The sequence below is a fragment of the Sinomonas atrocyanea genome (genome assembly GCF_030812675.1).
GTDB classification, from domain to species: Bacteria; Actinomycetota; Actinomycetes; order Actinomycetales; family Micrococcaceae; genus Sinomonas; species Sinomonas atrocyanea_B.
Map to the genome: position 1 here is coordinate 41,136 of NZ_JAUSTE010000007.1, position 12,290 is coordinate 53,425.

9 protein-coding genes and 1 pseudogene are annotated in these 12,290 nt (G+C 69.6%); 2 read left to right on the plus strand and 8 right to left on the minus strand.

What is annotated here, in order from left to right:
• The first annotated feature begins 101 nt into the window (after window positions 1-101).
• Window positions 102-1,874, plus strand: coding sequence for an ABC transporter ATP-binding protein (locus J2W20_RS11135; RefSeq protein WP_307006668.1), 1,773 nt, complete (start codon window positions 102-104; stop codon window positions 1,872-1,874).
• Complete coding sequence (locus tag J2W20_RS11140; RefSeq protein ID WP_373458004.1) at window positions 1,871-3,913, plus strand: ABC transporter ATP-binding protein; 2,043 nt, start codon at window positions 1,871-1,873, stop codon at window positions 3,911-3,913. Before J2W20_RS11135 ends, J2W20_RS11140 begins: the two co-directional genes overlap by 4 nt.
• 325 nt (window positions 3,914-4,238) lie before the next feature.
• Here J2W20_RS11140 and J2W20_RS11145 read toward each other — a convergent pair whose 3' ends face one another.
• The 8 genes and pseudogenes from J2W20_RS11145 to J2W20_RS11180 all read right to left on the minus strand — a co-directional run bounded on the left by J2W20_RS11145 (window position 4,239) and on the right by J2W20_RS11180 (window position 12,255).
• On the minus strand, window positions 4,239-4,988 hold the full coding sequence (locus J2W20_RS11145) for an SDR family NAD(P)-dependent oxidoreductase (RefSeq protein ID WP_307006669.1): 750 nt from the start codon (window positions 4,986-4,988) through the stop codon (window positions 4,239-4,241).
• Window positions 4,989-5,768 (minus strand): SDR family oxidoreductase, encoded by a 780-nt coding sequence (locus J2W20_RS11150; RefSeq protein WP_307006670.1) that lies wholly within the window; start codon window positions 5,766-5,768, stop codon window positions 4,989-4,991.
• Window positions 5,765-7,507 carry an FAD-dependent oxidoreductase gene (locus J2W20_RS11155; protein WP_307006671.1) on the minus strand — a complete coding sequence of 581 codons (1,743 nt, stop codon included), beginning with the start codon at window positions 7,505-7,507 and terminating at the stop codon, window positions 5,765-5,767. Before J2W20_RS11155 ends, J2W20_RS11150 begins: the two co-directional genes overlap by 4 nt.
• A gap of 18 nt (window positions 7,508-7,525) precedes the next feature.
• Window positions 7,526-8,905: pseudogene (locus J2W20_RS11160) on the minus strand (MFS transporter).
• Entirely contained in the window at window positions 8,902-9,207 is a 306-nt protein-coding gene (locus J2W20_RS11165; RefSeq protein ID WP_307006672.1) for a Dabb family protein, read from the minus strand. The pseudogene J2W20_RS11160 and the gene J2W20_RS11165 overlap by 4 nt, the downstream one beginning before the upstream one ends.
• Entirely contained in the window at window positions 9,204-10,901 is a 1,698-nt protein-coding gene (locus J2W20_RS11170) for an FAD-dependent oxidoreductase (RefSeq protein WP_307006673.1), read from the minus strand. Before J2W20_RS11170 ends, J2W20_RS11165 begins: the two co-directional genes overlap by 4 nt.
• A gap of 102 nt (window positions 10,902-11,003) precedes the next feature.
• Window positions 11,004-11,783, minus strand: a complete 780-nt coding sequence (locus J2W20_RS11175; protein WP_307006674.1) for an IclR family transcriptional regulator — start codon at window positions 11,781-11,783, stop codon at window positions 11,004-11,006.
• 25 nt (window positions 11,784-11,808) lie between these two features.
• Complete coding sequence (locus J2W20_RS11180; RefSeq protein ID WP_307006675.1) at window positions 11,809-12,255, minus strand: pyridoxamine 5'-phosphate oxidase family protein; 447 nt, start codon at window positions 12,253-12,255, stop codon at window positions 11,809-11,811.
• Window positions 12,256-12,290 lie beyond the last annotated feature (35 nt).

Sequence of the window (12,290 nt, forward strand, 5' to 3'; positions counted from 1 at the left end):
CTGCCTGATTAGTCCTCAAGGTGGATGCCCGCGGGCGCGCGCGAGGCCTACTCTGGACACGCCCCGCCCGGCACCGGCGGGGCCCGACCGCAAGGACCTCGATGCTCCTCACCCTCATCCGGCGCTACGGCGCCCGCTACTGGCCCTCGATCGCCGCCGTGGTGGTCTTCCAGCTCGCGACGACGATGGCCACCCTGTACCTGCCCAGCATCAACGCCCAGATCATCGACCAGGGCGTCGCCAAGGGGGACACGGACTACATCTGGCGCCAGGGCGCCCTCATGCTGGGCATCGCCTTCGTCCAGGTCCTCACCGCCATCGCCGCGGTGTACTTCGGCTCCAGGACAGCCATGGCGTTCGGCCGTGACCTGCGCCGGGGCGTCTTCCGCAGGGTGACCTCGTACTCAGCCCAGGACCTCCAGCGCTTCGGCGCCCCCACCCTCATCACGCGCGGCACCAATGACGTCCAGCAGGTCCAGATGGTCATGCTCATGGGCCTGAACTTCATGGTCTCGGCCCCGATCATGTGCGTGGGCGGCATCATCATGGCCCTCAACGAGGACGCCGGCCTGTCCTGGCTCGTGTGGGTCTCGGTGGGCGTGCTGTTCGCGGTCGTCGGCTTCCTCGTCTACCTGCTCATGCCGCTCTTCCGGAAGATGCAGTCCCGGATCGACGCGATCAACGGTGTGCTGCGCGAGCAGATCATCGGCATCCGGGTGGTCCGTGCGTTCGTGCGCGAGCGGTTCGAGGAGGAGCGGTTCGCGGGGGCCAACCGGGCCCTGACGGACATCTCGCTCAGGGTCGGGCAGATCTTCGTGCTGATGTTCCCGATCATCATGCTGCTGCTCCAGGCGGCCACCGCCGCGGTCCTGTTCTTCGGCGGCCACCGCGTCGACTCCGGGGACATGCAGGTCGGCTCGCTCACGGCCTTCATGCAGTACCTGCTGCAGATCCTCATGGCGGTGATGATGGGCACCTTCATGGCCATGATGATTCCCCGCGCCACGGTGTGCGCAGACCGCATCGGCGAGGTCCTCGGCGTCGAGCCCTCCATGGCCGAGCCGGCCGAGGCGACCGTGCCCGAGAAGGCCGAGGGCGTCGTCGAGTTCCGCAACGTCTCCTTCGCCTACCCCGGCGCCGAGGCGCCCGTGCTCAGCGGGATCTCGTTCATCGCGCGTCCGGGACAGACGGTGGCGGTCATCGGGTCGACGGGCTCGGGCAAGACCACCCTGCTGAACCTCATCCCGCGCCTTTACGACGCTGCCGAGGGCGAGGTCCTGCTCGACGGCGTGCCGCTGGCCCGGATGCCGCGGCGCGAGATCACCTCCCGCGTGGCGATGGTCCCGCAGCGGCCCTACCTGTTCTCCGGCACCATAGCGCACAACCTGCGCTTCGGCAAGGAGACGGCGTCCGACGACGAGCTCTGGGAGGCGCTCGAGGTCGCACAGGGGGCGGAGTTCGTCCGTGCCAAGGCGAAGGGGCTCGAGTCGCCGATCTCGCAGGGCGGCACGAACGTCTCCGGCGGCCAGCGGCAGCGGCTCTGCATCGCCCGCGCGCTGGTGGCCCAGCCCAACGTGTACCTCTTCGACGACTCGTTCTCGGCCCTGGACGTCGCGACCGAGGCGCGGCTGCGGCGCGCGCTCAAGGAGCGGATGCACGGGGCGACCATGATCGTCGTCGCCCAGCGGGTCTCCACCATCATGGGCGCCGACCAGATCCTGGTCCTCGACGGCGGGAAGATCGTGGACCGCGGAACGCACGAGGAGCTGCTGGAGACCTCGCCGACGTACCAGGAGATCGTCCAGTCGCAGATCAGCGCCGAGGAAGTCGAGAGCGTCGCGGGCGCCGCGGGAGCCACGGGGGAGCAGGCATGAGCCAGGACAGCACGGGGGCGGCCGCGCCGGCCGTCGATCCGGAGGAGACGGAGGCGGAGGAGACCGCCGCGCCCGCCGGCGGCCACGGGGGCGGCGGCTTCGGCCAGCAGATGCCCACGCAGAAGGCCAAGGACTTCCGCGGGACGGCCCAGCGGCTCCTCGGCCTGATCCGCTCGGAGATGGGCTGGATGGCCGTGGTGGTCGTCTTCATCATCGTCTCCGTGGTCCTGTCCGTGATCGCCCCGAAGATCCTCGGCAAGGCCATGGACGTCATCTTCGCGGGCGTGATCGGCAAGCAGATGCCGGCCGGGGTGACGAAGGACCAGGTGATCCAGGGCCTGCACGCGCAGGGGCAGAACAACTTCGCCGACATGCTCTCGGCCATGAACCTCGTGCCGGGGCAGGGGATCGACTTCAGCGCGCTGACGCTCCTCATCGCCGTCATCCTGGTCATGTACTTCGTGGCGAGCCTGTTCATGTGGGCGCAGGGGTTCATCCTCAACCGCGTGGTGATGCGGATCGTGTACCGCCTCCGCCGGGACGTCGAGGCCAAGCTCAACCGGCTGCCCCTGGGGTACTTCGACACCCGGCAGCGCGGGGACCTGCTCTCCCGGGTCACGAACGACGTGGACAACGTCCAGCAGGCGCTCCAGCAGGCGTTCTCGCAGCTGCTCTCCTCGATCCTCCAGGTACTGGGCATCATCGTGATGATGTTCATCGTCTCGTGGGAGCTTGCCCTCATCGCCCTCGTGGCGCTGCCGCTCTCCGCGGTCGTGACGGGCGTGATCGGGACGCGCAGCCAGAAGCTCTTCAAGGCGCAGTGGAGGGACACGGGCATCCTCAACGGGCACATCGAGGAGTCCTTCTCCGGCCACGAGCTGGCCATCCTGTTCGGCCGCGAGAAGGAGATGGTCGAGGGCTTCGACGGCAAGAACGAGGATCTCTACCGTGCGTCCTTCGGTGCCCAGTTCGTCTCCGGCATGATGTTCCCGATCATGAACTGGATCAGCTACCTCGCCTACGTGGGGATCGCCGTGGTCGGCGGCCTGCGGGTGGCGGCCGGGCAGATGACCCTCGGCGACGCGACGGCGTTCATCCAGTACTCCCGGCAGTTCACCCAGCCGCTCGGCCAGATCGCGGGAATGGCCAACATGCTGCAGTCCGGGGTGGCCTCCGCGGAGCGTGTGTTCGAGCTGCTCGACGCGGAGGAGCAGGAGCCCGAGACGGCCACGCGCCATCTGCGGGCTGCGACGGACGGCCACGTGGACTTCGAGCACGTCTCGTTCTCCTACTCGCCGGACAAGCCGCTCATCGAGGACCTGTCCCTGACCGCGGAGCCCGGGCATACGGTGGCGATTGTCGGTCCGACCGGCGCGGGCAAGACCACGCTCGTGAACCTCGTCATGCGGTTCTACGAGATCTCCGCAGGACGGATCCTCTTCGACGGCGTGGACATCCGCGACCTCTCCCGCGATGAGCTGCGCTCCAAGGTGGGCATGGTGCTCCAGGACGCGTGGCTGTTCGGCGGCACGATCTACGACAACATCCGCTACGGCAACCTCGAGGCGACCGAGGAGCAGGTCATGGCCGCGGCGAAGGCCACGTACGTGGACCGGTTCGTGCGGTCCCTGCCGGAGGGCTACAACACCGTGATCGACGAGGAGGGCACGAACATCGCCGCGGGCGAGAAGCAGCTCATCACGATTGCCCGCGCGTTCGTGGCCAACCCGTCGCTGCTCATCCTCGATGAGGCCACCTCGTCGGTGGACACCCGCACCGAGCTGCTCGTGCAGAAGGCCATGGCGGCCCTCAGGACGGACCGGACCTCGTTCGTGATCGCGCACCGGCTCTCCACGATCCGCGACGCCGACACGATCTTGGTCATGGAGAACGGCAAGATCGTCGAGCAGGGCCGGCACGAGGAGCTCCTCGCGCGCGGCGGGGCGTACCACCGGCTCTACATGAGCCAGTTCGCCGGGGCGACCGACGTCGAGGCGGAGGAGGCGGCGGCCTCCGCCGGGGCAGCCCCCCGCACCTGACGCCTCGCTCCCCGCCCGCCCCCTCACAGCCCCGACTCACCTGACCCGCCCCGCTCCCGTTTCGGGTACGCATCTCGTCGCCTTCTGGCCCTTCCGGATACGAGGGTGCGTACCCGGAAGGCGCTTTGGGCGACGAGATGCGTACCCGAGAGCAGGGCCGGTGCCGATGCCCACGGCGGTTGACGGGATGGCCGGGATGGGCCGTGGGTGAGAGACGCACTCCAGGACAACAGCGAGGACGGCCCAGAGCCCGGTCCCGCAGGAGGAACCCGTGCACAAAGGACGCCCGCGGCTCCGTGGCGCCCGGCGCAGTGCCCGGGCTTCCCTACACCGCGGTGTAGCCGCCGTCGACGGCGAGGATCGCGCCTACGACGAACGAGGCAGCGTCCGAGGCGAGGAACGCGATCGCCTCGGCAACCTCTACGGGCCGCGCCAGCCGGCCGAGGGGCTGCTTCGCGGCCATCCCCGCGCGAACGTCCTCGGGCAGCCCGGCCACGAGCGGCGTGTCGGCGTATCCCGGCGCGACGGCGTTGACCCGGATCCCGCTTGCCGCGTACGTCACGGCCGCGGACCGGGTCAGGTTCGCCACGGCCGCCTTGGCGGCGGAGTAGGACGAACTGTTGGGCTGTCCCACGGTGCCCAGGATCGAGGAAACGTTCACGATGGCCCCGGACCCGGCCGCTGACATGTGCCGCAGGGCGTGCTTGCCGCACAGCGCCACGCCGGTCAGGTCGATCTCGATCACGCGGCGCCACGCGGCGACGTCGAGCTCGTGCAGCGGCGCCTTCGGCTCGGCGACCCCCGCGTTGGCCACCAACACGTCGAGGGAGCCGAATTCGGCGGCCGCGCGGTCCATGAGCGCGGCCACCGAATCCTCGTCCGTCACGTCCGTCCGGACGAACAGCGCGCGGTGACCGCCGTCGCGGAGGGATCGCGCGACGTCGCCCGCTCCCTCCGCGACGTCGCCGATCACGACGGCGGCGCCCCGCTCGGCGAGCAGGCACGCCGTCGCCTCCCCGATGCCCGACGCCGCGCCGGTCACGACCGCCGTCTTCCCGACGAAAGTGCCGTGCACCTACGCGTCCTGGCGCAGGTTGTTGCCGGCCGTCTCGCCGCCGTCAATCGCCAGGTTCGCCCCGGTCATGAAGCGCGACTCGTCTGAGGCGAGGAACAGGATGAGCTCCGAGATCTCGTCGACCTCGGCGGCGCGCCCGAGCGGAATCTGGTCGAAGCCGCGCTTGAGCCCGGCGGTCATGGGCGTGTTGACCGAGCCCGGGTGCACCGAGTTGACCCGGATGCCGTACGGGCCGAGGTCCAAGGCGCTCGTCTTCGTGAGCCCCTGGACGCCCCACTTCGCGGCGGCGTACGCCGCGCGGTTCTTGAACCCGACGAGCCCCGCGATCGAGGAGATGTTGATGATCGACCCGCCCTCGGCCTTCATCACGGGCACCGCCGCCTTCATGCCGAGGAAGTTCCCGGTCAGGTCGATGTCGATCGTCCTGCGCCACTCGTCGACGTCGGCGTCCTCGACGCTGCCCCGCGTGAAGATGCCGGCGTTGTTGACCAGGATGTCCAGCCTCCCGAAGCGCTCGACGGCGTCCTCCACCGCGCGTTGCCAGCTCTCGTGGTCGGTGACGTCGAGGTGGACTGAGTGGGCAACGTCGTCGCCGGCCGCAGCGCCGAACTCCGTGTTGATCTGCTCCGCGAGAAGCTTCCCCACGTCGTCGAGCAGGTCTCCGATGACCACCTTCGCGCCGTGCGCCGCGAGGGTGCGTGCGTGCGAGGCGCCCATGCCGCGCGCCGCTCCGGAGATGAGCGCGACCTTGCCGGCGACCCGGGCCGACACGGTGCTCATCGGGCGGCCTCCTCGATGATGTCGAGCCCGCGCTTGACACCCCGCGAGGCGGCGAGCCGGGCCACATCCCGGCCGGCCCGGTATCCGAACACCAGGGCGGCGCCGATGTGCGAGCCGTATCCCGGGTAGCCGCCGCCGAACACGCTGCGTGCGGCGGCGCCGACCGCGAAGAGGCCCGGGATCGGGGTGCCCTCCTCGGTGACCACGACGTTGTCGGAGTCGACGGCGATGCCCGCGAACGTGCCCAGATCGCCCATCTGGATCTTGGCCGCGTAGTACGGGCCCGCCTCCAGGGGAGCGAGGTTGGGGTTGGGCTTGTGCTCCATGTCGCCGCGGAAGTGGTTGTACTCGGTCGAGCCCCGCCCGAAGGCCTGGTCCTCGCCGGCCCTCGCGCCCACGTTGAACTCGGCCACGGTCTGCGTCAGGCCCGCGGCATCGACGCCGATCTTGCCCGCGAGCTCCTCGAGCGTGTTCCCCTTGACCAGGTAGCCCATCTTGTAGAAGTAGCCGCGCGGCATGGGCCAGGGCTTCGCATAGCCGATGCCGTACTTGTGCATCGTCTTCTCGTCCGCGATGACCCAGCCGAACGTCTTCTCCTCTCCGGCGTTGTGGGCGATCATCCGGCCGCCGAAGTCGTGGTAGCTCAGGGCCTCGTTGCCGAACCGCCTCCCGTGGCGGTCCACCGCGATGAGGCCCGGCAGGCCGATCGCGCGCAGGTGCGGGAAGAGCCGCTCGCGGCCGTCGCGGAAGCGGAACACGGTCACGGGGGCCCACGAGCCCACGGAGGAGACGGCGTCGTCGATGCGGCCCCCGGCGGCGAGCGCCATCGTGGCGGCGTCCCCGCCGTGTCCCACGGTCGGCGTGAAGTGGTCGTCCCCGGCGGCGTCGTGCGGGAAGTACTTCTTGCGCAGCTCGGCGTTGCCCGAGAAGCCGCCGGCGGCGAGGATGACGCCGAGCTTGGCCTCGACGCGCACCGGGTGCTCGCCGCCGAGGACGGCGCCGGTGACCGCGCCGTCGTCGCCCCTCGTGAGCTCGGTGACGGGCGAGGACTTCCACATCCGCACGCCGGCGTCGCAGGCGCTCTTGACCATGAGCGTCATGAGGGCGTTGCCGTTCGAGCGGAGCACGGGACGGCGGTAGCGGGCGGCGTCGAACCACGTGCGCAGGAGCTTCTTCGCGACGTACACGAACGACTTGACCGACTGGTTCACGTGGAAGAACTCGTTGATGTCCGGGCCCACCTGCGGCATGTACCCGAACACCGTGTAGGAGGACATGTACGGCTGCATGAGCAGTCGCTTGTCGCCGAGGATGCGGGCGTCCGTGTCCTTCGGCAGGATGGCGCGGCCGCCGAGCCGCGCGCCCGGGAGGTCCATCTGGTAGTCGGGCGCCTTCTCCGGGTAGACGAACTCGACGTCGGTCTCCCGCTCGAAGAAGTCCAGCGCCTCGGGCACGGTGTCCAGGAACTGCGCGACGCCGTCGGCGTTGTAGGTGTCGGGGGCGAGGTTCTTGAGGTAGGTCTCGACCTCCTCGCGCGTGTCGCCCGCGGCCGTGCAGGCGCGGTTCCCGGGCACCCAGGCCCAGCCGGCCGAGATCGCCGTGGTGCCGCCGAAGTACTGCTCCTTCTCGGCGACGATCACGGTCAGGCCCTGGCTGGCCGCCTTGAGGGCTGCCGCCATGCCGGCGGCTCCGGATCCGACGACGAGGACGTCGCAGGCGATGGTCTTGTTCTGCATCATGGTGCTTTCCATTTCGTGTCAGTTGCCGGGCTTCGTCGCGGCCAGGTAGGGCTCGCCGAGCTCGTCGATCGGTGTGCGGGCGGTCTCGCGGGAGCTCACGGCGGCGATCACCGCGGCGAGTGCGCAGACCGCGCCGAAGATCGCCACAGGAACCCAGCCGGCGGGGCCCGAGGTCATGAGCAGGCCGCCGATCATCGGCCCGAAGCCAGCCACGAGGAGTCCGAGCTGGTTGCCCAGCGCCATGCCGGAGTAGCGGACCGGCGCAGCGAACAGCTCGGCGAAGAAGCCGGGCCAGATCCCGTTGAAGCCCGAGTAGAGCACGGTCATGAACGCGAAGCTCACGATGAACACGAGGACGAGGCTGCCCGTGCCGAGCGCCCAGAAGTATGCGAACAGCGCCCCCGTGCCCCCGAGCATTGCGGTGATCATGAGTGGCTTGCGGCCGATGCGATCCGAGAGGGCGGCGACGGCCGGCATGACGAGCATGGACAGCCCGATCGTCACCGCGTTGATCGTGAGGATCGCACCCTTGTCGAGGCCGCCGTGGGTGGTCGCGTAGGAGAGCCCGAAGACCGTGAAGATGGTCTGCATGACCGAGAAGATGGACATGAACAGGACCCGGAGCACGTCCGCGGCCTGGTAGCGCAGCACCTGGCCGAGCGGCAGCTTGCGGACTTCTCCTTCGTCCTTCGTCTCCTCGAAGACCGGCGTCTCTTCCAGGTGGGTACGGGCCCAGTAGGCGATCGCGAGGACCACGATCGAGCACCAGAACGGGACGCGCCAGCCCCATGACATGAGGTCGGCCTTGGGCAGCGCCGTGATCGGGACGAACACGAGGGTCGCGAGCACCATGCCGGACGCATAGCCGGTCATGACGAACGAGGTGAAGAAGCCCCGGCGGCCCTCCGGAGAGTGCTCGAGCGTGAGCGTCGAGGCACCCGCCGACTCCGCTCCCGCCTAGAAGCCCTGCAGGAGGCGGCCGAGGGTCAGGAGCACGGGGGCGAGGATCCCCACCGAGTTGTACGTCGGGAGGAAGCCGATGCCGAGCGAGGCCAGACCCATGAGCGAGAGCGTCACGAGCAGCACGTTGCGGCGCCCGAGGCGGTCACCGAAGTGGCCCATGACCATCCCGCCGAGCGGGCGGGCCACGTAGGCGACGCCGAACGTGGCGAACGCCGCGACGAGCCCCGCGGTCGGGTTGTCGGCGGGGAAGAACAGCGCCGGGAACACGAGCGCCGCTGCCGTGCCGTAGATGAAGAAGTCGTAGTACTCGAGCGTGGAGCCGAGGAAGGAGGCGAGGGCCGCCTTGCCCGGGGTCTTGCGGTGGTTGCCGGCGCCGGCGGAGTCGGCGGACGACGCCGCGTGGCTGGCCTGGGTGCGGGGAGCGACACTGCTCATGGGGTGTCCTTGGGGATCTCGAAGTCGACGGAGAGGATCTGCTCGCTGTTCGGGAAGGAGTACTCCTTCAGCGGCTCGTGCAGGGGATGGGTGTTGTACACCTCGATGTCGGCCACGGACTCGAAGTCCGCGACGATCGCGTAGTCGAAGGCCCGCTCGGAGCGGATCACGTCAGGCCCATGCGTAAGGGCGATGAGGCCGGGGATTCTGCCTCGCATCCGGTCCAGCCCGGCGGTCCACGCCTCGCGCTGGACGGCCGGGAAGTCCGGCTTGAACTTGAACAGGACGGCGTGGCGGATCATCGGGTCGCCCCCTCGAGGACGGCGTCGGCGAGTCCGTCCGCGGGTCCGGCGGCAGCACCGGCGTCGTGCGCGGCGGGCTCCCCGGCAATGGTGCGGCCGGCGAGGTAGCCCATGGTCATGAGGGGACCGAGCGTCGCGCCCGCGCCGGGGTAGCCCGCGGCGTAGGCGCTCTCGGTCACGTTGCCGACGGCGAACAGGCCCCGGATCGGGACACCGTCGACGTCGAGCACCTGTGCCCGCCCGTCGGTTGCAATGCCGCCGTTGGTGCCGAACGCGCCGTTGACAACCTCGAGGGCGTAGAACGGGCCGAGCTCGAGCGGGCCGAGCGAGGGGTTCGGCCAAGCGTTGCCGCCGTCGCCCCAATACTTGTCGTAGGCGGTCTCGCCGCGGTGGAAGTCGGGGTCCTCGCCCTTGACGGCGTACGCGTTGAAGCGCTCGACGGTCGCGACGAGGTTCTCCGCGGGGACACCGATCTTCGCCGCGAGCTCCTCGAGGGTGGCGCCCTCGATGAGGTAGTCCGGCGTGGGCTCGCCAGCGCGGTGGGCGAGGATGCCGTAGCGCTCGAGGTAGGACTGGTCGACGATGACGTGTGCCGGCGTGTTCAGCGTCGTGTTGTTGGGGGAGTCCCACGACTGCAGGCACCGGGCCAGGTCGTTGTAGTTCTGCGACTCATTCGCGAAGCGCTTGCCGTGCCGGTTGACCATGATCGAGCCGGGGCCCTGGCGCTCGAACCGCAGGAGCGTGCCGATCGGCTTACCGTCGCGGGTGTCGCCCGTGATGGACATCGGCGCCCACCACGCCTCGCGGGTGCCGCGCGTCTGGGCACCGATCCGCTGGGCCATGCGCAGGCCGTCGCCCTCGTTGGTGGGCGGGGAGCACATCGTGTAGAGGCGGCTGGCGAGCATCGAATCGGCGAGGGCACGGTTCCACTCGAACCCGCCGGTCGCGATGACAACGGCCTCGTTCGCGTCGATCTGCTCGCCGGAGTCGAGCTGGACGCCGGTCACGCGCCCGCCGCTGTAGATGAGCCGCTCGCCGCGTGCCTTGACCGCGACGTGGGCGCCCTCGCGGATCGAGGCCGCGAGCAGCATGGAGACGAGCGCCCGCCCCTTGGCAACGAGCCCGGCCTCTGCACGGGCGTCGAGCTCGTCCCAGGGGAAGCGCGTGAACGCGCCCCAGTCCTCGTACTCCTGCATCGTGAACGGCGCGCGGCCGTCGGAGCGCACGTGCGCGGCGAGGTCGCCGAGCAGGTCGGTGATGTAGGCCAGCTGCGGTTCGAGGGTTCGTCCGCCGTCCACGGAGCCCGGGAGGTCCTGCCGGTAGTCCGGGAAGTTGTCGAGATAGAGGAACCTCACACCGAGCTCCCGCTCGACGAAGCTGAGCATCGTATCGCCGTGGGTCACGGCGGCGGCCAGGAGCTCTTCGCGGCCGCGGCCCCTGGAGACGGCGCGGACGTAGTCGAGCGCCGTGGCCGGGGAGTCCTCGAAGCCCGCCTCGCGGGCATGGTGGTTGGCGGCGATCCAGAGCATGCCGCCCGAGATGGCGCTCGTGCCGCCGAGGAGGCTCGCCTTCTCGAGCACCACGACGGACTTGCCGGCGCGCGCCGCCGTGGCTGCTGCCGTGAGGGCTCCCGCGCCCGAGCCGAGCACGACGACGTCGTACGTGCCCCGCGGACTGCCGGTGAGGTACTTCATGGGACTCTCCTTCGAGCCGGTGGATTGGCTACTCATGAGAGTCCCTGAGGGCGATGTATTTCACATCACATCTTCCCGATCATCGGGAAAAGGTGATGTGCGTCAGAGGCTGCGGCGGATGGCGTCCCTCAGCGTGCCGTCCCAGCCGAGGGCGCGTGAGATGCCCCGCGCAGCCGTCCGGAGAGCGGTGATCGACGGTTGGACGGGACCATTCTCACGGGGGATCACCACGCTCAGGCCCGCGATCGCCGTCCCGTCCGCCGAGAAGACCGGTACCGCGACGCCCGTCGACTCGGGCACGATCGTCCCGGGCATGACGCAGTACCCGGAATGGCGCATCTCCGCGAGCATCCGCCGCAGCTCGTCAGGGTCCGTGACGGTGGCGTCCGTGAGCTTCGGCAGGCGGCGGAGGAACGTCTCCTGCGCCTCCGTGGGGCCGAACGCCGTCAGGATCAGGCCGGTGGACGTCGCGTGGATCGGCAGGCGCCCCGCGACGCGCGTGATGTTGATGGTTGAGTTGTTCGAACCGATCCGCTCGATGTACAGCACGTCCTGCTGGTCGATGACGCCGAGGGTCGTGTGATGCCCCACGACGGCCTGGACGTCCTCCATGAACGGCAGGGCGGCCTCCCGGAGCCCCAAGACCTTGGAGCCGCGGGAGACGAGTTCCCATAGCCGGGTCCCGAGGCGCAGCCGTTGCCCGTCCCGATCCAGCAGGGACTCGGCGAGCAGCTCGTCGACCATCCGGTACGCCGTGCTGCTCGGCAGAGCTGCCCTGCGGGCGAGCTCGGCCCCGCTCAGGGTCGGATGCTCGCTGTCGAAGGCCGCGATGACGCGCACCAGACGGTGGACCATCGAGTCGCCGGACGCGGAGTTCGCCATAGTGCCCCGGAGCCCTCCGGCCGGATCAGTAGTCCCGCGCGGTGGTCTCCTCGGGCTCCGCGCCGAGCTGGAAGTGGCGGCCCTCGATCGAGGTGGGCGCGATCTCCACGTACACGCTCTTGGACGTGGGAAGCCAGGTCTCGATGTTCGCGGCCTCGGCCTCGGCGATCTCGCCGGAGTGCTCGAGCACCCGGGCGGTGCCCTTGATGACCACGCTCCAGGCCTCGTCCTGCATGATGCCGTCCGCCTCGAAGGCGACCTGCGGGTGGATGGTCAGCTCCGCGAGCTTGGTGCCCGGAGTCGTCTTGAGGTACAGCTTTCCGCCCGAGGACCTGAAATTGATCGGCACGATGTCCAGCTCGCCCGCAGCGGCGGTGGCGAGCCGGCCGTGGCGGGCGTTGTCGAGGAGCTCCCAGCTCTCAGCATCCGTGAGGACACGGATCGGCTCGTCGTTGTCATGGTCGAACAGCATCGTTTTCCCTCTCTCCCCGGCCCTCGGCCGGACAA